Origin of the sequence: Streptosporangium sp. NPDC049248, assembly GCF_040678965.1 — a bacterium.
Taxonomy (GTDB): domain Bacteria; phylum Actinomycetota; class Actinomycetes; order Streptosporangiales; family Streptosporangiaceae; genus Streptosporangium; species Streptosporangium fukuiense.
On the sequence record NZ_JBFAQY010000010.1, the window covers coordinates 269629 to 290707 of the forward strand.

The following is a 21079-nucleotide window of genomic DNA, read 5'->3' on the forward strand; positions in this document are numbered from 1 at the left end:
TGCCGTTTCAAGTGAATGATCAATCAGCTGAGGTGGACCGCTCAACGCCGCGTCTCAGGGTTTGAGAAGCCTTGGCGCGGAGCGGTGAGTGACAGGTCGGGCAGCGCCGAGCGCGTGGCGGTGCCGTCGCCGTCGTCGCCGGTGACGGCCCGGCGGGGCCCCGACGTCTCCGAGGGATAGGGGTGGGGCCGGACCCGGGCCTGCGGCTCGCCCGGCCACACCTGCCGCCCCGGCCCCTCGACGGGACCGCTGAATCCGGTGGGGGCCACGGGCCCGGCGGGCCCGGCGGTGCCGGTCGGGCCCTGCTCTCCGGAGCCGCCGACGTCGCGGCGGGCCCGCCAGCGGGGCAGCGCCATCATCACCAGCACGCCGATGGCGAGCAGCACGGTCAGCGGGAACAGGACGAGCGGGACACCCTCGATGGACAGCGCCACGACCGCGAAGGCGAACAGGAAGGTCCAGGCGTACATGATCATGACGCTGCGGCGGTGGGAGTGTCCGATGTCCAGCAGGCGGTGGTGGAGATGCCCTCGGTCGGGCGCGAACGGCGACAGGCCGTTGGACGTGCGCCGGACCACCGCCATGATCAGATCGAGCAGCGGAAGCACCAGGATCGCGACCGGCACGAGCAGGGGAAGGATGACGGGGAAGCGGTTGATGCTGCTGGAGTCGAGCGGCGTCACCAGGATCATCGTGGAGGCGAGCACCAGGCCGATCAGCATCGCCCCGGTGTCCCCCATGAAGATCTTCGCCGGGTGGAAGTTGTGCGGCAGGAAGCCCAGGCAGATCCCGATGAGCACCGAGGCGATGACCGCCGTCACGTTGATGCTGGTGTTGCCGTAGTCCTTCGACAGGGCCACCGAGTAGGTCCAGGTGGCCATCGCGGCGATGCCCACGATCCCGGCGGCCAGACCGTCGAGGCCGTCGACGAAGTTGACGGCGTTGATCATGACGACCACGATCAGGATCGTGATCAGCGGACTCAGCGTGGAGTCGAGAATGGTCTGCCCGCCCAGCGCCGTGGGCAGCGGGAGCCACGGCAGGCTGACACCGAAGGCGACGAGCACGCCCGCCGCGCCGATCTGCCCGGCGAGCTTGACCAGGGCGTCCATTCCCAGCCAGTCGTCCAGGAAGCCGGTCAGCGTGATCAGCCCTCCCGCGGCGATCAGCGCGATCACCGTCTTGCCCTGGCCCTCGGCCGCCAGCTTGCCCCCGGCGTAGGGCAGCTCGCCGGCGATCAGCAGACCGGCGACGAGACCGCCGTACATCGCCAGGCCGCCGAGTCTGGGCGTCGGCGTGGTGTGCACGTCACGGTCGCGGACCTCGGGCATGGCACCGATACGGATGGCGAAAACGCGGACCAGTGGGACCAGCAGGTATGTCACCGCGGCCGCGACGAGCGCCATGAGAAGGTATTCGCGCACGGAACCAGTTTCGCGGATAGTCCGGCCACCTGTGACCGGAAAACGCCACAGAACAGCTCATAGTTCGCTGGGATATATCTGGTGGAGGCTCGTCAGCGCCGCGACGCGCTCCCGTATTTCACCCACTGCGTCGGGGTTGCGGATGGCCTGTGCCACCATCGAGGCCACCGCCTTCATCTCCTCGGCCCCCATCCCCTGGGTCGTGACGCAGGGGGTGCCCACCCGGATCCCGGATGTCACCGTGGGCGGCTCCGGGTCGTAGGGGATCGCGTTGCGGTTCAGCGTGATCCCGGCCGCACCACACCGCTGCTCGGCCACCGCGCCGGAGACCCCGACGTCACGCAGGTCGATCAGCGCCAGATGGCTGTCGGTGCCCCCGGAGACGGACCGCATCCCCTCGGCGGCCAGGGCGTCGGCCAGCACCTGGGCGTTGGCCACCACCTGCCGCGCGTACCGTGCGAACTCGGGGCGCAGCGCCTCGCCGAACGCCACGGCCTTGGCCGCCACCGCGTGCATGAGCGGGCCGCCCTGCACGAAGGGGAAGACCGCGCGGTCGACCCTGGGGGCCAGCTCCCGGGTGCACATGATCCCGCCTCCCCTCGGGCCGCGCAGCGCCTTGTGCGTGGTGAAGGTCACCACGTCCGCGTACGGCACGGCGGACGGCAGGGCGTCCCCGGCCATCAGCCCGATGGTGTGCGCGACGTCGGCGAGCAGCCAGGCGCCCACCTCGTCGGCGATCCCCCGGAAGGCAGCGAAGTCGATCTTTCGGGAATAGGAGGTGGCCCCACATATGATCATTTTGGGCTGGTGCCGCAACGCCAGCTCCCTGACCTCGTCATAGTCGATCAGCTCGGTGTCCCTGCGCACGCCGTAGGCCACGACGTCGAACCAGCGACCGGAGAAGTTGACCTTGGAGCCGTGCGTGAGGTGGCCGCCGTGCGACAGCGCCATCGCCAGCACCGTGTCGCCCGGCTGGAGCAGTGCCGCGTAGGCCGCCAGATTCGCCGAGGCGCCGGAGTGGGGCTGCACGTTGACGTGCTCGGCGCCGAACAGCCGCTTGGCCCGGTCGATCGCGAGCTGCTCGGCCCGGTCGACGACCTCGCATCCGGCGTAGTAGCGCCTGCCGGGGTAGCCCTCCGCGTACTTGTTGGTGAGCGTCGAGCCGAGCGCGGCGAGCACGGCGGGCGAGGCGAAATTCTCACTCGCGATCAGCTGGACGCCGCCGCGGAGCCTGTCGAGCTCGTCGAGGAGTACGGAGGCGATCTCCGGATCCTCGCGCTGCAGTAGGTCGAAATCTGGCCCGTAGTACGGCTCTGCGCCCATGGCTCACATCCCGAAGATGACAACTCACCCCCACTGTAAGCCCGGTCACCCTGGTTATCCCAGGTCAGAGAGGTGTCGCCACGGGAAGACGTGTCTCCGTGCGGAAACGCACGCCCCAAAAGGCCCCTGGCACCGTCCACCCGGGAGGCTTCGAGAACAGCCCGGCCCGCGGGCCTCGCGCCGAAGGACCCGGCCGGCGCCACCGGGCCGGGAAGGACGTCAGGAGAAGGCGTGCGGGGCCCCGGCTCCCACCGGCACCCATCTCGGCGTGTCGGCCGCCTGGTCGCTGATCGAGGTCAGGATCGCCTGCCGGTAGAGGCCGAGACGGGTACGCCACTCCGTCATGTCCTCGACGTAGCGGCCGGAGACCGGGGCATCCCAGACATCCCTGCTCCTGGCGAGCTGATAGGCCTTGTCCAGGCTGGCGGTCAGCGTGTCGAGTTCGGGAAGCACCTGCCGCCACATCATGACCAGCCGCTGGTATTCGGGGTTGAACTCCCACGCCGTGGCGGCGTCCGAGGACGGCAGGCCACCGCCGCCCGAGGCCGGTGGGGTCTCCCCCGGCTGCAGCGGCTGCGGTGCGGGTGGATCCACGAACATCACAGGCTCCTCACCCTCGCTGACACAGTCCCTGCCTCCCGTTCACTGCCCGACACCGTGGTGGTGCCGACCGGCTCGGAAACCGGGCTCGGCCCCGCTCACCGCCCGCCTCCCGGAGGCGGGATCGGCCGCAGCGGATCTCCCGGCTCCACGTCGCCGGCCGGCCCGTCGGGTCCGATGTCCATGGGCACCCAGGCCCCCTCGCCCCAGGTCTCCCCCTCCGGTACCTGGACGCCGGGCATCTCCAGCGGCTCGATCTCCCGGGCGTTGTCGGCGAGCGTCCTGAGAGCGTCCAGGTCGAGAGGGCCCGCCTCCGCGGTGACGACGTCGCCGTCGCCGGCCCACCGGGCGGCCGGACCGTCCGGTGCGGCGGCCAGGCCCCCGGGAGCCGCCCCAGCCGACTGTCCCGCGCCCCCTGCGGCATCCTCCGCCCCTGGCGCCTCGCTGAAGACCGCGTCGCCGATGGACGGCGCGCCGACGTCTCCTCGCGGCATCACAGCGGGCTGCGCGGCCGCCTCACCGGAGACCGTACCCGCCGTCTGGACGGCGGGTACGGCGGAGGTGGTGGCCTGCGGCTGAACATCGGCCTCAGCTGAGGTCGTACCGGCGGGCCCGGGGGTGGCCTCGCCTCCCGTGCCCGGCGGCTGGACGGTCTGGTCGGTGGTGGGTCCCGCGGTGTCGAGGAGCGGATAGTCGGGTTTGGCCGAATCGAGCGGGCCGTGCGGCTCGACCCAGCCCGGCTGCCCCGCCGTGGCGGAAACATTGTCGACCGTGGGCATCTCCAGCGGCGGGATGTCCTCGATGTTCTTCAGCAACTCGTCGACCTCGGCCGCCGTGGGCGAGTCGAGCGGGATCTGGAGCACCTTCACACCATCGACCTCCACGATCTTCGCCCGATGATCGCCGCTCTGGTCGATGTCGTCTGGATGGTCCTTCCGGGAAGTGTCGAGAATGTTGTCGCCGGACGTGCCGCCCTCCTGCCTGGGCGAGCGCTCGTCGCCCTTGGAGCCGGAATCGCCCTTGGCATCGGGATCGTTCACCGGCGCGCCACCATCCCCACGCGGTGTCGTCTCGTCCCCCTTGGAACCGGAATCGCCCTTGGCGTCGGGATCGTTCACCGGCGCGCCACCGTCCCCACGCGGTGTCGTCTCGTCCCCCTTGGAACCGGAGTCACCCTTGGCGTCGGAATCCTCCCCACCGGGCATCGTGTCGTGCACATTGACGATCTCCGGCTGTGCGTCATCGACTCTGGGCGTCTCCGGTACGGGGGTGGCGTCCGGGCCGGGGGCCTCGGGCACGGGCGTCTGTCGTGGCACGTCGTCAACCGGCCGCCCCCCGTCCTGAGGCCCCTCACCGGGCCCTGGAACCGCGGGTTTCAGATCCTCGACCTTCGGCGTCTCCGGCCGCGAGTCCTCGGCCCTGGGCGCCTCCGGCGTGGGCGCGGGATCCGGCTTCGGAGCCTCACGCGGCGTGTCCTCGCCCCTGGGCGCCTCCGGTACGGGATCCGGCTTCGGGGTCTCGCGTGGTGCGGTGTCAACCGGCTTGACGCTCTCCTTAGGGGTGTCTCCGTCGCGCGGAGAGGTCTCGTCCCCCTTCGAACCCGTGTCCGGCTTCCGGTCATCGGTCCCGGACGCCTCCGGCTTCGGCGTCTCCCTCGAACCGTCCCTCGGGGAGGTCTCGTCGCCCTTCGAGCCCGCCTCCGGCTTGGTCTCGTCGCCCTTCGAGCCCGTCTCGGGCTTGGTCTCGTCCCCCTTCGGGGTCTCCGGCTTGGGGGAGTCCTTCGGATCGTCACGCTGAGTGCTCTCGGCCGACTGGTCACCGACGCGGGGCTTGTCGTCCGGTTTGAGACCGTCGGCCCCCGAGGTCCCGGGCTTCGTGCCATCACCCGCCGCGCCGGTCCCGGGCTTCGCGCCGTTCTGGGAACCCTCCGGCTTCGCGCCGTCGCCCGCCGCGCCGCTGTCAGGCTTCGTGTCCCCGGCCTTGGGCTCGGCGGGAGGCGCCGTCGCGTTCTGGTTGATCCTCTTCTCCAGCAACGTCACGCGAGCGGAGACGTCACGGACCATCACGTCGCACGCGTCGGCGATCTGGACGGGTCTGTGGGTCGACTGCGAGGACAGGCCGGCCCCGCTCATCAGCTGGGTGACCTTGCCCTCGACGTTCCGCATCTGGTCGGCCGCCCGCCGCACCTCGGACAACAGGTCGCGGACCAGCTTGGGGTCCATTCCTTCGAACTTGCCCATGGACGTCTCCCGGAAGTGTCGGCCCACTTCAAGGTACCGGGGAGAGCGCCCCGCGTCACGGTGATAATCAGATGGCATGGATCACGGCATATGCCGTGGACGCGCTGGTCAGTCGTCGGACTCCGGCCCCGCGTCCGTCGCCACGTAGCCGATCACGCCGCGTAGTCTCTCCACCGTGACCGCCCCGCGCCGCAGCAACCTGGGCACCGCGGTGGTCAGATCCAGGATCGTCGAAGGGGTGCCGCTCTCACACGGCCCGGCGTCGAGATAGACCGACACCGAGTCGCCGAGCTGCTTCTCCGCGTCGGCGGCGCTGGTCGCGGCGGGGGCACCGGAGCGGTTGGCGCTGGAGACGGCCAGCGGGCCGGTCTCCTTGAGCAGGTCGAGGGCGACCGCGTGCAGCGGCATCCGGATGGCGACGGTGCCCTTGGCGTCCCCCAGGTCCCACGAGAGGGACCGGTTCGCGCGGCAGATCAGCGTGAGCGGCCCCGGCCAGAAGGCGTCGACGAGATCCTGGCCGTACGGACCGAGGTTCTCCACCAGGGCGTTGGCCGCCCGGACGGTCCCGACCAGTACGGGCACCGGCATGTCACGGCCGCGGCCCTTGGCATCCAGCAGGGCGGTGACCGCGGCGGGTGTGAAGGCGTCGGCGCCGATACCGTAGACGGTGTCGGTCGGCAGCACCACGAGCTCCCCCCGCCCCAGGACGGACGCGGCCTCTGCCAGGCCCGTGGCGCGCTGCTCGGCATCGATGCAGTCAAAACGTCGGCTCACTGTGCCTCCTGTCGATCGATCGCTACGCGCATTCGCGCACCTCCTCGCCCGCCGGCGCCTCGCCGGCGGCCAGGACCCCCTCGCTTACGGCGTGCATCCTATTCCTGGCCGAAGCGGGCGGTGACGAAGCGGTCCCTGCGCGTCAGGTCCTGGCGGCTGCGGACGTCGCGCCAGCCGTTCTCCTCAGAGAAGATCAGATAGACCGGCGTACCCTGCTGATCGGCGTGTTCCACGGCGACGAAGCCACCGGGGCGCAGCAGGCGCCTGGCGGTCCTTTCGACGGCCCTGACCTCGTCGAGGCCGTCGCTGCCCGACCCGTACAGCGCGCGGTGCGGGTCGTAGTCGCGGACCTCGGGGTCACGGGGGATCGCGCCGGGCGGGATGTACGGCGGGTTGGAGACCACCAGGTCGACCTGGCCGTCCAGTTCGGAGAGGGCGTCGGCCAGATCCTCCGGGTGCAGGTGGACGCGGCCCTGACCGTGCTCGATGATGTTGCGCTTGGCCCAGCCGTAGGCGTCCGGGTCGACCTCGACCGCGTGCACGGTGGCCAGCGCGACCTCCTGGGCGATGGACAGCGCGATGGCACCGGACCCGGTGCCGAGATCCACGACCACGGGCGAGGCGACGTCCATCTCCCGCAACCTGTCGATCGCCCAGCCCACCACGACCTCGGTCTCCGGGCGCGGCACGAACACTCCCGGCCCGACCTCCAGGGACAGGTAGCGGAAGTAGGCCCGCCCGGTGATGTGCTGAAGCGGCTCGCGGGACTCCCTGCGGGCGACGCCCTCCCAGAACAGGGCGTCGAAGTCGGAGTCCTTCACGGTGTGCAGCTCGCTGCGCCGTACGCCGTGCACACATGCGGCGATCTCCTCGGCGTCGGTGCGCGGCGACGGCACACCTGCCTCGGCGAGCCGGGCGGTGGCGAGGGCGATCTCGTCCAGCAGAAAGGTCATGGGCGCGTTCTATGAATGGTTGGCGAGCTTCTCCGCCATCTCAGCGTTGAGCAGGGACTGGATGACGGCCGTGAGATCCCCGTCGAGCACCTGGTCGAGGTTGTACGCCTTGAAACCGACGCGGTGATCGGAGATGCGGTTCTCGGGAAAGTTGTAGGTGCGGATGCGCTCGGAGCGGTCGACGGTGCGGATCTGGGACTTGCGCTCGGCCATGGCGGCGGCGTTGGCCTCCTCCTCGGCGATCGCCTGCAGGCGGGCCCGCAGGATGCGCATGGCCGACTCCTTGTTCTGGAGCTGGCTCTTCTCGTTCTGACAGGAGGCGACCACCCCGGTCGGCAGGTGCGTGATCCGCACGGCCGAGTCGGTGGTGTTGACACTCTGACCACCGGGACCACTGGAGCGGTAGACGTCGATGCGGAGGTCGTTCGGGTCGATCTGGACGTCGACGTCCTCGGCCTCCGGGTAGACGAGCACCCCGGCGGCGCTGGTGTGGATGCGTCCCTGGGACTCGGTGACCGGCACCCGCTGGACGCGGTGCACACCGCCCTCGAACTTGAGCCTCGACCAGACGCCCTCGTCGCCCCTGGCCTTCAGGGCGATCGTGACATCCTTGTAGCCGCCGAGGTCGGAGTGGGTGGCGTCGATGAGCTCGGTCTTCCAGCCGATCCGCTCGGCATACCGCAGATACATCCGCAGGAGGTCCCCGGCGAACAGCGCGGACTCCTCGCCGCCCTCGCCCGCCTTGATCTCCATGATGATGTCCTTGTCATCATTGGGATCACGCGGGACGAGCAGGTGCCTGAGCTTCTCCTCCAGCTCGGGAACCCGCGCTTCGAGCTCCTTGGCCTCCTCCGCGAACGCCTCGTCCTCCGAGGCCAGCTCCCGCGCCGTCCCGAGGTCCGCCTGGACGCCCTCAAGCTCACGGTAGGTGTTGATGATCGGGGTCAGCTCGGCGTAGCGCCTGCCGAAGGTGCGCGCCTGCTTCTGGTCGGCGTGCACGGAGGGGTCGGCGAGCTTGAGTTCCAGCTCGGCGTACTCACTGAGCAACTCGTCGAGGTTCACCGTGCGTCCTTCCTTTAAAGCCCTGCCAAGCCTGCCTCATCACCACGAACGCCGACCCGGGCACCCCCCCTTTCCCGGGAGGGTTGTTCCGAGCCGGCGTCGGGATGGGGGCTACTGGCCCGTGGACTTCTTGCCGAAGCGCTTCTCGAAGCGCGCCACCCGGCCGCCGGTGTCCAGGATCTTCTGCTTGCCCGTGTAGAAGGGGTGGCAGGCGGAGCACACGTCGGCGTGGATCACGCCGTTCTTGGCGGTGCTGCGGGTGGTGAAGGAGTTACCACAGGTGCACGTCACCTGAGTGGCGACGTACTCCGGGTGGATGTCGGGCTTCATGTCGTCTTTTCCTCTCCAAAACGCGGCCGCCGGGTCGCCACTGTCTCTCGCCGATGAGGCTTGCGCGCTGGCACACCGAGGTGCGCGCGGGCGGGAACCGGAACCGCTGCGGTTCGGCTACCAGTGTGCCAGATCCTGCAACCATCCCAGGCCACAAGACATTCCCCGCCCCGGAGAGACCGGGGCCGCGGGCGTTCACCTGCCCAGATACGCGAGCACGGCGAGAACCCGGCGGTGGTCGTCGGTGGCGGGCCCCAGGCCGAGCTTGCCGAAGATGCCGGAGATGTGTTTCTCCACGGCGCCCTCGGTGACGAGCATGCGCCCGGCGACCGCGGCGTTGGAACGGCCCTCCGCCATCAGGGCCAGAACCTCGCGTTCCTTCGCGGTCAGCGACTCCAGGGGGTCTCCCCTGCGTCGGCGGCCCAGCAACTGCCCGATCACCTCCGGGTCGATGACCGTTCCCCCGGCGGCCACCCGGCGTACCGCGTCGAGGAACTCGGCCACGTCCGCTATCCGCTCCTTGAGCAGGTAGCCGACCGCCGCGGCGCCACCGCCGATCAGTTCCGTGGCGTACTGCTCCTCGACGTACTGCGACAGCACGAGGATCGGCAGTCTCGGCCGCCGGCTCCTGGCCTCCAGGGCCGCGCGCAGTCCCTCGTCGGTGTGCGTCGGCGGCATCCTGACGTCGACGATCGCCAGGTCCGGATCGTGCTCGACGACCGCGGCCACCAGCCCTGGGCCGTCGCCCACGGCCCCGACGGTATCGATGCCCCCGTCGGCCAGCAGCCTGGCCAGCCCCTCGCGCAACAGCACCGAGTCTTCGGCGATCACCACCCGCATGTGTTCAGGCCCTCACCATTCGCAGGGCAGTTCGGCTCTGATCATCGTGGGGCCGCCGAGCGGGCTGTCGACGCTCAGGGTGCCGTCGATGGTCGCCGCCCGGTCGGCCAGCCCGGCGAGGCCGCCTCCGGGCCGCGGCACCGCGGCGCCGACCCCGTTGTCATAGATCTCGACGATCACCCGCTGTTCCTGCCGGCTGACCCGGATGGACGCCTCGGTGGCCTCGGAGTGCTTGGCCAGGTTGGTCAGACACTCGGCCACGACGAAGTACGCGATGCTCTCCACCGCCGGCGGGGGCCGGTGCGAGACCTCCACCGCCAGATCCACCCGTACGGGCGCGCGCGCGGCGAGCGACGACAGGGCGGCGTTCAGCCCCCTGTCGGTGAGGATCGCCGGATGGATGCCCCTGGCGAGGTCACGCAGCTCGGCGATGGCGGCCTTGGTGCCCCGATGCGCCTGGTCCAGGAGCTCCCGGGCCGCCTCGGGGTCGGAGTCCAGCTTGGCCTGCGCCCGGCCCAGGTCCATGGCCACCGACAGCAGCCGCTGCTGTGCGCCGTCGTGCAGGTCACGCTCGATCCGCCGCCGCTCGGCCTCGGCCGCGTCCACCCCGCGGGCCCGGCTGGCCCGCAGGTGCGCGGCGCGGGCCGCCAGCAGGTTCTTCTCCCCCGCGCCCAGCAGGGCGGCGCCGAACAGGCCGTGCAGCCAGGCCATCCCCCGGGTCGCGTACAGGGCCGCGAGCAGGAACCCCATCCCGATCAGCGTGCACAGCAGCGCCTTCGGCCCGCTGTCGATCGGCAGCTCGCCGATGGGTGTCATCGGCTCCCCCAGCAGCAGCAGCAGGGGCAGTGGCGCCACGGTCAGGCCGAGCCCGAGCGTCCACAGCACCGCCGAGACCGTGAACTCCGCGATCCCGATCGGCAGCAGCAACAGCAGGTAGAGCAGATCCTTCCAGGTGGCGGGATCGACGAACATGTCCTTCCAGCGCAGGAACAGGTTGTCGCCCTCCGACGGCCGGTAGGGGGTGGGGATGTCGACGCCGAAGGCCAGCCGGAGGAACCGGCGCTCCAGCATCGCCACCCCCCGCCAGGCCAGCATGGTCAGGGCGAGGAGCGGCAGCCCGATCCACACGATCACCAGCGCCAGGGAGAGCGGGATCACCGAGGCGAGGAACGCGAACCAGGCGAGGCCGTGGAACAGGCTCACCAGCAGGTAGGGAACGGCCCGCCAGGTCATCGGGTCGACGAACATGCCGAAGGGGCCGTTCGGCCCCAAGGGCACGCGCCGCCGGAGCGGCGTCCTGACCACGGGCGTGCTCACCACTGTCTCGGCAGTCACGCGCCCCCCTGTCATCCGCGGAAATGCGTCCTGAAGTAGGGATATCCCGAAGGTCTGGGCCAGACAAGCGCTTTGGAAACGCCGAACGCCCCGGCCCGAGGGGCCGAGGCGTTCAACGTGCGGTGAGCGGTCAGTCGCGCTCGGAGCTGACGGTCGTCTTCTGCACCTGGAGCAGGAACTCCGCGTTGGACTTGGTCTCCCTCATCTTCTCCAGGAGAAGCTCGAGAGCCTGCTGCATGTCAAGGGCGTGCAGCACGCGGCGGAGCTTCCAGATGATCTGGAGCTCGTCCTTGCCCATGAGGATCTCCTCCTTGCGGGTACCGGACGCGTCGACGTCCACCGCGGGGAAGATCCGCTTGTCGGCAAGCTGCCGGTTGAGCTTGAGCTCCAGGTTGCCCGTGCCCTTGAACTCCTCGAAGATGACCTCGTCCATCTTGGAGCCGGTCTCGACCAGCGCGGTGGCGAGGATCGTCAGCGAGCCGCCGTTCTCGATGTTGCGGGCGGCACCGAAGAAACGCTTCGGCGGGTAGAGCGCGGTGGAGTCGACACCACCGGACAGGATGCGGCCGGAGGCCGGGGCCGCCAGGTTGTAGGCGCGGCCCAGACGGGTGATCGAGTCGAGCAGCACGACCACGTCGTGGCCCAGCTCCACCAGGCGCTTGGCGCGCTCGATGGCGAGCTCCGCGACCGTGGTGTGGTCCTCGGCCGGGCGGTCGAAGGTCGAGTGGATGACCTCGCCCTTCACCGACCGCTGCATGTCGGTGACCTCTTCCGGACGCTCGTCCACCAGGACGACCATCAGGTGGCACTCGGGGTTGTTGTGGGTGATCGCGTTGGCGATCGCCTGAAGCACCATCGTCTTGCCCGCCTTGGGCGGGGAGACGATGAGACCGCGCTGGCCCTTGCCGATCGGCGCCACCATGTCGATGATCCGGGTGGTCAGGATGTTCGGCTCGGTCTCCAGGCGCAGGCGCTCCTGCGGGTAGAGCGGGACGAGCTTATTGAAATCGGGGCGCTGCCGCGCCTGCTCCGGGTCCATGCCGTTGACCGTGTCCAGGCGGACGAGCGCGTTGAACTTCTCGCGGCGCTCGCCGTCGCGGGGCTGGCGGACGGCGCCGGTGACGACGTCGCCCTTGCGCAGGCCGTTGCGGCGGATCTGGGCCAGCGAGACGTAGACGTCGTTGGAACCCGGCAGGTAACCACTGGTCCTGACGAACGCGTAGTTGTCGAGGATGTCGAGGATTCCGGCGATCGGGATCAGAACGTCGTCGTCGCCCACCACGGGCTCGTTGCTGTCGAAGCGGTCGCGGCCACGGCGGTTGCGCTCGCGGAACCGGCCGCGGCGGCCGCGACGGTCGTCGTCGTCGCCCACACCGTGCTGGTCGCTGCGGTCCTGCGGCCCCCGGTTCTGCGGGCCACGGTCACCGCGCTCACCGCGCTCACCACGGTCACCGCGCTCACCGCGGTCGTTGATCCGCTCGCCACGGTTCTGGCCGGCGTCGGCGGCGCGGGAGTCGGTGCGCTGGTCTCCGCGCTGGTCTCCGCGCTGATCTCCGCGCTGATCTCCGCGGTTGTCGCCGCGCTCGCGGCGGTCGTTGGTGCGCTCGCCGCGCTCGCCGCGCTCGCCGCCACGACCGCGACGCTCGCCGCGCTCACGGCGGCTCTCGCCACGCTCGCCGCGGCCCTCGGCCGGGACGGCGTCGATGGTCTGCTGCTCCACGACGGGCTCGGCAGCGACGACGGCGGCCACGGGCTCGGGAGCTGGCGGCGCCTGCTCCACAACGGGCTCGGCGGCCACGACGGGACGGGAACGTTCCCTGCGGGTGCGCGCCGGACGCTCGACGACCGGCTCGGCCGCGGCTGCGGGGACGGCCACGGCCGGAGTCTCCTTGGCGGTGGCGGGAGCCTGGGCACTCTCGGCGGAGACGCCCTGCTTCTCCTGGATGGCCGCGATGAGCTGGCTCTTGCGCATCCGCCCTGTCCCGCTGATGCCGAGACCGGAGGCCATGGCCTGCAGTTCGGGCAGCACCATGGCGGACAGGCCGGTGCCGGAGCGACGGCGCGGCTTGGCCGCGGGGCGGGTGGGGGTGTCGCCGGACGTCGGCGCCGTGCCGGTGACGTCGGAGAGGAGTTCGGTGGTGTCGCTCACTAATGGGTCCTTCCCAGGGGTCGGGCGTGGCCATGATCAGCCAATCGTCCCGGTGGTGCGATCGACCCGGTGGGACAGACCGGGTCGGGTTGCACGTTGCGATCCTCGACGGCCCATGGAGAGCCGCCGCCACTGTCGGAGAAGGGCTGATCCAGGCCGTCACCATCGAGAATCGCCGACGGTGGGACTTGGAGGACACCCCCCCGGATTGCTACCGGCAACCAGATGTCGAGGTAGATCGAACGCGCATGTCCCCTAAAACGCCGCCTCTTCGTTGCCCCAGCCGAATGTGGAGCATTCGGAGGCGACGGATTCGGGGAGGCCACTGCGGCGATCACGCCTCACGGAGTGAGACATGATGCAGCGATGTGTGGCTGACAAGCACGCACCCAACGCGGGGCACCTGGTGCGGCTATCAGCCTAACATCACCAGCGCACACAGCTATTCCCTGAAGGTCGAGAGATGTCAGCGTGTCTCAAGAGAAACAACGCGGGCACCCCGGGTTTCGACATCCAGTGGCCGGATGTGCCAGTCATTACCCACTTCCGTTGCGATCAAATCCTGCGTATTCACGGTCGAAAACGCAAGAACCGTGGGCCCCGCTCCCGAAACGACCGCGGCGACGCCCGCCCCGCGCAGCCGCCGTACCAGGTCGGCGGTGAGCGGCATCGCGGGCGCGCGGTAGTCCTGATGGAGGCGGTCCTCGGTGGCGGCCAGCAGAAGTTCCGGTTCCGGCCTGGCCGTCAACGCCGCGACCAGCAGCGCGGCCCGCCCCGCGTTCGCGGCGGCGTCGGCGTGCGGGACCTCCTTGGGCAGCAGCCCGCGGGCGACCTCGGTGGACAGCCGGTACCCGGGGACGAGGACCACGGGCCTGACGTCGGAGTGCGGGAGCAGCCGTACCAGGTGCGGCGTCCCCGTTCCGTCCGTCCACGCGACGGTGAGGCCGCCCGCCAGGCACGGCGCCACGTTGTCGGGGTGGCCCTCGATCTCGGTGGCCAGCGCGAAGACCTCGTCGTCGGTGAACTCGGGGAGCCCGGACCGTGCCCTCGACCGGTGCGCGAGGGCGGAGCCGTCCTGACACGGGGTGCCGGCCAGTGCGCGGGCGGCGATGATCCCGGCGCAGATCGCGGCGGAGGACGACCCGAGGCCGCGGGCGTGCGGGATGCGGTTGAGGCAGCGCAACCGGATCCCGGGCGGCTGCCGGAGCCCCATCCGGTCGAAAGTCGTGCGCATCGTGGTGACGATGAGGTGCCCCTCGCCCCCGTCAAGCTCGCCGGCGCCCTCTCCCTCGACCTCGATGACCACGCTCCGGGAGCCGGGGCCCTCCGGGGGCTCGAACAGCTCGGCCTCGACCTCGTCGTGGAGGCCGAGTGCCAGACCCAGCGTGTCGAATCCCGGGCCGAGATTCGCCGAGGTCGCGGGGACCTGGACGGTCACCTTGCCGCTGATCATAGATCTCCCGGGGCACGGCTCGATGGCGTGGCCATGGCGGACAAGTGGCTTCTCCTATCTGCCCGGTTCTGCGGGATTTCCAAGTGCGATGCCGGGACGGTCGCGGCGTGCCGGGTTCGCCGGGCCCTGCCCCCTGGATCTTCCGCCCGTCGTGGCCGGGCGGTTCCTCGCCGCGTTGTCGCCGGTCGCCGCGGAACGCCACGGCTCCCCGCGCCGTCCCGCGGGGCACCGCCTGACCGGCTGACCGCCCCCTGTCACAGCAGACTCCGCGGCACCGGAGCTAGGCGAGTTCGAGGGCGACGGCCGCGGCGTGCGCGTCGATCGGGATCGTCACCGGGGCGGGAGCGCCGGAGATGGCCCAGTCGGGGTCCTTGAGGCCGTTTCCGGTCACCGTGCACACGACGCGCTGCCCCGGCTCGACCAGGCCCTGGCTGTGGGCCTGGAGGAGGCCCGCCACGCTGGCGGCGGAGGCGAGCTCGACGAAGACGCCCTCCTCCTGGGCGAGCAGCTTGTACGCGGCGGCGATCTGGCGGTCGGTGACGGCCTGGATGACGCCGCCGGACTCGTCACGGGCGGCCTCGGCGAGCCGCCACGAGGCGGGGTTGCCGATCCGGATCGCGGTGGCGATCGTGTGCGGGTGGGTCACCGGCGCACCGTTGACGATCGGCGCGGAGCCGCTGGCCTGGAAGCCGAACATGCGGGGCGTCCTCGTCGCGACGCCGTCACCCGCGTACTCGGTGTACCCCATCCAGTACGCCGAGATGTTGCCCGCGTTGCCGACCGGGATGCAGTGGATGTCGGGAGCGTCTCCGAGCGTGTCGACGATCTCGAAGGCGGCGGTCTTCTGGCCCTGGAGCCGGAACGGGTTCACCGAGTTGACCAGCGCGATCGGGTAGTTCTCGGAGAGTTTCCTGGTCATCTCCAGGCAGTCGTCGAAGGAGCCCTCGACCTGGAGCAGCCGGGCCCCGTGGACCAGCGCCTGGGCCAGCTTGCCCATCGCGATCTTGCCCCGGGGCACCAGCACGGCGCAGGTCAGGCCCGCGCGGACCGCGTAGGCGGCGGCGGAGGCGCTGGTGTTGCCGGTGGAGGCGCAGATGACCGCCTTCGCCCCGTCCTCGACGGCCTTGCTGATGGCCATGGTCATGCCACGGTCCTTGAAGCTTCCCGTCGGGTTGAGGCCCTCGACCTTCAGGTAGACCTCGCAGCCGGTCAGCGCCGACACCCGGTTCGCCGGGACGAGCGGGGTGCCGCCCTCCAGGAGCGTGACGACGGGCGTCGCCGTGGTCACCGGAAGTCGGTCACGGTACTCCTCGATGAGGCCACGCCACGCCCTGGTCATGATTGCTCCTCCCGCGCGCGGCCGATCCGTGCGCGTGCTACCTGCGGTGTTGAAAAGGAGTCTACGGGCAACCTGTTCAGCCTTGGGATGCGCTGTCCACCGAATGGACACCTGGGGCGTCCTGCCTACAGGAAACCCTAAGAATGGGCCGATAGGGTCTGCGGAGCTTGACAGGCCTTGACAAGCGATGGGCCGGACACTTGACGGGCGACGAACCAGACAAGGGGTGCCACATCATGACGGGCGGCGCGGCGGCGGACCTGCCACCGATCCGGCACAACGACTACTCCCCTCTGGACCCGCCCGCGCTCGGCGCGTGGGATCCGGAACTCTCGGTCAGCGTGATCATCCCGGCCCGCGGCGGACAGCACAGGCTCGATCTGACCCTCGCCTCCCTGGCGGCGCAGACCTATCCGGATCACCTCATGGAGGTGATCGTGGTCGACGACGGCAGCGAACCTCCGCTGCGGCTGCCGGAGATCGTTCCGCGGGACACCAGGCTCGTGCCCACCGACCCCTCGGGCTGGGGCATCGCCCACGCGGTGAACACCGGCGCCGCCCTCGCCGACGGGCGGATCATCCAGCGCCTCGACGCCGACATGGTCGTCTGCCGCGAGCACATCGAGGCGCTGGCCCGGTGGCACCATCTGGCCGGTTACCTGGTCGCGATCGGCGCGAAGAAGTTCGTCGAGGAGCCGTCACTGACGGCGGCCCAGGTGCACGACGGTGTGCGCGCGGGCCGGCTGGAGGCCGTCTTCGACCTGGCGGACGCCCTGCCCAGCTCCACCGAGCAGACGATCTCCCGGACCAACGGCCTGCGGGCCAGCCGCAACCCCTACCACGTGTGCACGGGGCCGACGATGTCCATGCGGCGCGAGATCTTCCGCGCCGTGGGCGGGGTGGACGCGGAGGTGTTGCGGGGCGAGGACACCGAGTTCGCCTACCGGCTGGCCGCGCACGGCGTGGTCTTCATCCCCGACATGAAGGCCCAGGCCGTGCACCTGGGACTCCCCGCCCAGCGCCGCGACCGGCAGCGGGCGGTACGGGTCGTCGCCCCCTATCTGGCCCACCGGGTACCGCTCCGCCGCGACCTGCGCAAGGACCGCGGCCGCCACTGGCTGGTCCCGTACGTGGAGGTGGTGCTCGGTGCCGAGGGGCCGGAGGAGCAGGTGCGCGAGGCGGTGGGCGCGGCGCTCGACGGATCGCTCGGCGACGTGGTCGTCACCCTGGTCGCCCCCTGGTCGAAGCTGTCCGCGGAGCGCCGGCCGGTGCTGGACGACCCCCTGTTCGACCTGCGGCTGCTGCGTGAGCACTTCGCCCACGACGAGCGGGTGCGGTTCGCCGACGAGGTCTCCGCGACCCCCGCCCCGATCCCGTTCCGCTACACCGGTCCGGCCTCGGTCCCGCTGGGGCGTGACTCGCTGGAGCGGATGATCGCCGCGATGCAGGACGACCGTTCCGGCATGCTCGTCGTCGATCTCGGCGCCGACGGCGAGGCGACGCTGGAGCGGACCGAGGCGCTGGGCCGGGCGAGACTGCTCGGCGCTGACGACGACGCCGCCGTCGCCGCCGCGGTCAGGGCCACCCACGGTGTGCGGCGCGGCGCGCGGCCGGAGTTCTGGCCCGCCGAGGCGGCGCCCCCCGTTCCGTCCTCGCCCCGCCCGCAGGCTCCGGCCCCCGAACGGAAGAGCGCGCCGCAGGCGGCGAGACAGGGCACCGGGCAGGCCCGGCGGCACCAGGCCCAGGGTGGGTGGAGCACGCTCCTCGGCAGGCTCCGTACCTCCCTCAGGAACTGACCCGTACCGTCGCCGTGGAAGGCGCTCAGGGTCACTCTTCGACAGGGGCGCCCCCCGGCCCCGAAGGGACTCCCATCGTCGGCGGATTCGACGGTTCAGGCCGCTTCGCCGGCGGCGTGACGCACTGCCCGGGGACCATCCGCGCGGCGGACGAGAAGAGAGGCTCATGGTCGAGCCTGGGCGCCGTCGACGGTCGGCGAGCCGGAGACCGATGACGGAGCTCCGGGGAGACGGCCATGGCGCGATCCCACCGGTCCCAGTGCAGCTTCCCTAATGGCCCGAATGACCGTGATCAATATAATTCACGAAATATCTCTATGAGGGAGCGGTGCGTGATCGGTTGGGCACCAAAGGGTGTTCAAGCTCACATTCCTAACGCCGCACGTATGCACCACTGATATTCAGTCGAACATGGCCGGGCCCGGCATCACCGTGCCGTACCGGGATATCGGCCCCTACCTCCCGCGCGGCGCCGGCGCCGCCGGGAACGAGCGCTGACCGGCGCCGCACGGGAAGATCGGCGCGGGAAGGTCAGCGGCGGCGGGTGATGGCCCGTTTGACCGAGGAGAGCAGCCCGTACTGGACGATCTTCCTGGCGGCGGCCAGTTCCTTGCGCAGGGTGCCGACCTCGCGCCGTAGCTCGACCGCGCTTTTCCGCCAGCGGCCCGCCTCGTCACGCCACCTGGTCACCTGACCGCGGAGCCGCTCGTTCTCCCTGGTGAGGCGGGCCACCTGAGCCTCGGCCTCGATCCTGGCCCGGTGGGCGCCCCGGCGGCCGACGATGGGGCGGGGCTCGGACGCGAACCCGTAGGTCTCGCCGTCCACCCAGACCACGCCGAAGGTGTCCTCCACGGCGTCGTCAAGGTCCTCTCCCTCCTCCAGCACGATCGCGGCACGCGCGAACGCGGCGGCGCGCTCCAGCCGCGCCGCGACGATCATCCGCTCCGAGCCCGCTCCGCCCTCGCCGTCCTGTCCCCCCTCGGCCAGGAGCACCGCGACCAGGCCGTAGCCGTCGTCCCCGGCCAGGTCGAGCAGGCGGGCCAGGGTGTCGTCACCGGGCACCCACCCGGCGGGCAACCTGAGCCGGTAGGGGGTGGCGGGACCACCGGCGCGGGGCTGCCGGGAGGCCGCGGACGGGGCGGAGGTGGCAGCGGAGGTGACGGAGGCCTCGTCGACGAAGCGGACCCTGGCCTCGTGGGCGTAGTGGCCGCGGATCAGCACCAGGTCCAGGTCCGGATCCTTCAGGGGGGCGCGCCCCTCCGTGCCGATGCGGCCCCACGGACCGGTGAGGGTGACCGCGACGTCGGGCAGGGTACCCGCGAGGACGGCGTCGACCGTGGCGCGGACCTCGTCATAGGAGTATCCGGGACCTTCCCGTCCCGTCCCCTCCCCGGGCTCGACGACCACCTCCAGGTACGGCACCTTCCACTGCCTGCTCGGATGGGAGCGGAGCCAGCGGTAGGAGGGGATCCGGTCGGCCACGAACGCGTGGCTGACCCGGTCGATCGGGGCCTTGCCGCGCATGCGCATGGTCGGGCCCAGGTGGAAGGCGCGCGACAGTGGCTCGGGGACGAAGACGGCACCCGCCTGGGCGAGCCGGTAGCCCATCTCGGTGTCCTGGCCGAGGATCAGGTCGGTGTCCATCGGCCCGGCGGCGGCGAGCAGCGCCGCGTTGACCGAGGTCGCGCCGCCGACGTGCAGGCTGAACGCGCGGTGCGGGTTGGCGGTGAGGCCGTCGGTGCGCTCGACGAGGTCGACCAGCCAGGCATGCGGCTCGGCGGGCTCGAAGAGCTTGGCCAGGTCGTCGGCGGCGGCCACCACCTCGGGAGCGGGCAGCCGGGCCGGCGTGAAGCGCAGGTAACCGGTGACCGCCAGATACGGGGCGGCATGGTGCCAGCGCATGTGCGCCTCGACCGACCTGCGGTCGAGAACCACGTCGGAGTCGAGCCAGTGGATCACGTCACCGGTGGCGGCCGACAGACCGGCGTTGCGGGCGTGGGCCCGGCCGGGGGTCGGGCAGACGATCAGGCTGGTGCCCTCCGGGCGGAGTTCGGGCAGGCGCAGCGGCGGGCTGCTGCCGTTGTCGACCACGATGACCTCGGTAAGCGCGGCCGGGTAGGTCTGCACGGCCAGCCCGGCGAGTGCCAGGTCGAGTTTCTCCTGGTCGCCGTAGGCGGGAATGACGACGCTCACCCGGAGCGAGGGCGTCCAGGCCCCCAGGGCGGGCGGTGTGAGGCTCCGGTAGTCGTTACCGGCTACCCGTGCTGTCATCGCGCTTCCAGGATCAGACTCGGGCGGAAACCGCGCCACTGGTTCGACGCGACGCGCAGGAAGTGAGCCAGGGAGAGCCGCCAGGTGTGCTCGGCACCGACCGAACGCCGCAGCACGTAGCCCAGGCCGTGGGTGCGGTAGATGCGCGCCCCCGCGGCGTGCGCGGCCTTCAGCAGCCCGGCGTCGACGCCCCTGGGCAGCGGGGGGAAGCCGCCCGCGTCCCCGAAGGTGTCGGCGGGGAGCAGGATCGTGCCCCCGGCGACGTGCTCGGACCAGACCTCGCTGGCGTAGTCGGTACGGCGGACCGTGGCGTTCAGCGGCTCCAGGTGGAAGAACTCGGCCGCGGTGCCGACGATGTCCGCCCCGGAGTAGGCGCGGGCGAGCAGCAGGTCGGCCAGATGCTCGGGGCCGTACCAGTCATCGTCGTCCCACTTGGCCAGATAGTCGCCCTCCGCCCTGGAGGCGGCCAGGTTGAGCACCTCCCCGAAGGGGGTCTCCTTCGCGGCCTCGACCACCGTGACGGGCAGGGCGCACCCGCGCAGCGCCCGCCTGACCTCCTCGTGCGCGGCGGGCACGCCGTGCAGGCCGAGCAGGACCTCGACCCGTACCCGGCGCTGCCCGGCGATCTGGCCGAGCGCGGCGCCCAGCAGGTGCGGCCGCATGCTGGACATCACGACGCTGACCGTGGGCGGCGTCTCCGCCCTGCCCGTCCCCATCCGGTCGCGGAGCCCGTGGCGGCGTAGTCGCACGCTGTGTTCCTCCCTGCGCAGAGCGGTGACCGACCGGAGGCCTGAGCCGTCGTCCTCCTCGGGTGCCCAGGCCGCGAGCAGGCGGGCCAGCTCGGGATCCACCCAGTCCGGCGAGACGGCGGCGTGCAGCGGCACCCCGGCCGCGGCCAGGCCGGTGACCGCGTCGGCCGGAACCTCGGAGGCGGGCCACCGGACGACCAGTCCCCGCAGCGGGCGCAGGCGGGCCACCTCCTCGGCGTCCGGCCGGTCGCCGAGCGGCGAACCGGCCGCCAGCCAGCCCTCACCGGTCCAGGACAGCTCGGCCGTCTCCCCGGCCGCCGACCGCAGGAAGCCCGCCGGTGTGGCGAGAAGGGACGGGGGAAGGGAGATCGACTGCGCGGGCACGACCGAAGGATAGCGAGGTAGGAAGATCCCTTCTCACCACACCTCACACTTGACCCG

General features: G+C 71.1%; 17 protein-coding genes. 2 read left to right on the top strand and 15 right to left on the bottom strand.

What is annotated here, in order from left to right:
* Positions 1-41 precede the first annotated feature (41 nt).
* From AB0K21_RS20900 to thrB, 12 genes are all read right to left on the bottom strand, one after another.
* Positions 42-1424, bottom strand: coding sequence for an undecaprenyl/decaprenyl-phosphate alpha-N-acetylglucosaminyl 1-phosphate transferase (locus tag AB0K21_RS20900; RefSeq protein ID WP_343975668.1), 1383 nt, complete (start codon positions 1422-1424; stop codon positions 42-44).
* Positions 1425-1481: 57 nt separating this feature from the next.
* Positions 1482-2747, bottom strand: a complete 1266-nt coding sequence (gene glyA, locus AB0K21_RS20905; protein WP_343975671.1) for a serine hydroxymethyltransferase — start codon at positions 2745-2747, stop codon at positions 1482-1484.
* A gap of 219 nt (positions 2748-2966) precedes the next feature.
* Positions 2967-3347 carry a hypothetical protein gene (locus tag AB0K21_RS20910; RefSeq protein ID WP_343975674.1) on the bottom strand — a complete coding sequence of 127 codons (381 nt, stop codon included), beginning with the start codon at positions 3345-3347 and terminating at the stop codon, positions 2967-2969.
* A 98-nt stretch (positions 3348-3445) separates the two neighbouring features.
* Positions 3446-5587 (bottom strand): hypothetical protein, encoded by a 2142-nt coding sequence (locus AB0K21_RS20915; RefSeq protein WP_343975677.1) that lies wholly within the window; start codon positions 5585-5587, stop codon positions 3446-3448.
* A 108-nt stretch (positions 5588-5695) separates the two neighbouring features.
* The gene (locus AB0K21_RS20920; RefSeq protein ID WP_343975680.1) at positions 5696-6361 is read right to left on the bottom strand and encodes an L-threonylcarbamoyladenylate synthase; all 666 of its coding nucleotides are present in this window, start codon (positions 6359-6361) and stop codon (positions 5696-5698) included.
* 98 nt (positions 6362-6459) lie between these two features.
* A complete protein-coding gene (gene prmC, locus AB0K21_RS20925; RefSeq protein WP_343975683.1) occupies positions 6460-7314 on the bottom strand; it encodes a peptide chain release factor N(5)-glutamine methyltransferase in 855 nt (284 codons plus the stop codon).
* Positions 7315-7323: 9 nt separating this feature from the next.
* Positions 7324-8376, bottom strand: coding sequence for a peptide chain release factor 1 (prfA, locus tag AB0K21_RS20930; protein WP_343975686.1), 1053 nt, complete (start codon positions 8374-8376; stop codon positions 7324-7326).
* A 111-nt stretch (positions 8377-8487) separates the two neighbouring features.
* Positions 8488-8706: a 50S ribosomal protein L31 gene (gene rpmE, locus AB0K21_RS20935; RefSeq protein ID WP_343975689.1), complete on the bottom strand. Its 219-nt coding sequence runs from the start codon at positions 8704-8706 to the stop codon at positions 8488-8490.
* Positions 8707-8901: 195 nt separating this feature from the next.
* On the bottom strand, positions 8902-9546 hold the full coding sequence (locus AB0K21_RS20940; protein WP_343975692.1) for a response regulator transcription factor: 645 nt from the start codon (positions 9544-9546) through the stop codon (positions 8902-8904).
* A gap of 12 nt (positions 9547-9558) precedes the next feature.
* On the bottom strand, positions 9559-10881 hold the full coding sequence (locus AB0K21_RS20945; protein ID WP_343975695.1) for a sensor domain-containing protein: 1323 nt from the start codon (positions 10879-10881) through the stop codon (positions 9559-9561).
* A 130-nt stretch (positions 10882-11011) separates the two neighbouring features.
* Complete coding sequence (gene rho / locus AB0K21_RS20950) at positions 11012-13030, bottom strand: transcription termination factor Rho (RefSeq protein WP_343975698.1); 2019 nt, start codon at positions 13028-13030, stop codon at positions 11012-11014.
* A gap of 466 nt (positions 13031-13496) precedes the next feature.
* A complete protein-coding gene (gene thrB, locus AB0K21_RS20955) occupies positions 13497-14483 on the bottom strand; it encodes a homoserine kinase (protein ID WP_343975701.1) in 987 nt (328 codons plus the stop codon).
* Positions 14484-14571: 88 nt separating this feature from the next.
* Between thrB and AB0K21_RS20960 the strand changes: the two genes are divergently transcribed.
* Entirely contained in the window at positions 14572-14727 is a 156-nt protein-coding gene (locus tag AB0K21_RS20960; protein WP_364151991.1) for a hypothetical protein, read from the top strand.
* Between the two features lie 36 nt (positions 14728-14763).
* Here AB0K21_RS20960 and thrC read toward each other — a convergent pair whose 3' ends face one another.
* Complete coding sequence (thrC, locus tag AB0K21_RS20965) at positions 14764-15822, bottom strand: threonine synthase (RefSeq protein WP_343975704.1); 1059 nt, start codon at positions 15820-15822, stop codon at positions 14764-14766.
* Between the two features lie 236 nt (positions 15823-16058).
* Here thrC and AB0K21_RS20970 point away from each other — a divergent pair, with 236 nt between their 5' ends.
* Positions 16059-17618, top strand: a complete 1560-nt coding sequence (locus AB0K21_RS20970) for a glycosyltransferase family 2 protein (RefSeq protein WP_343975707.1) — start codon at positions 16059-16061, stop codon at positions 17616-17618.
* A gap of 531 nt (positions 17619-18149) precedes the next feature.
* Here AB0K21_RS20970 and AB0K21_RS20975 read toward each other — a convergent pair.
* Both AB0K21_RS20975 and AB0K21_RS20980 read right to left on the bottom strand, forming a co-directional pair.
* On the bottom strand, positions 18150-19889 hold the full coding sequence (locus tag AB0K21_RS20975; RefSeq protein ID WP_343975710.1) for a glycosyltransferase: 1740 nt from the start codon (positions 19887-19889) through the stop codon (positions 18150-18152).
* Positions 19886-21022, bottom strand: coding sequence for a glycosyltransferase family 2 protein (locus AB0K21_RS20980; protein ID WP_343975713.1), 1137 nt, complete (start codon positions 21020-21022; stop codon positions 19886-19888). Before AB0K21_RS20980 ends, AB0K21_RS20975 begins: the two co-directional genes overlap by 4 nt.
* Positions 21023-21079: the final 57 nt, after the last annotated feature.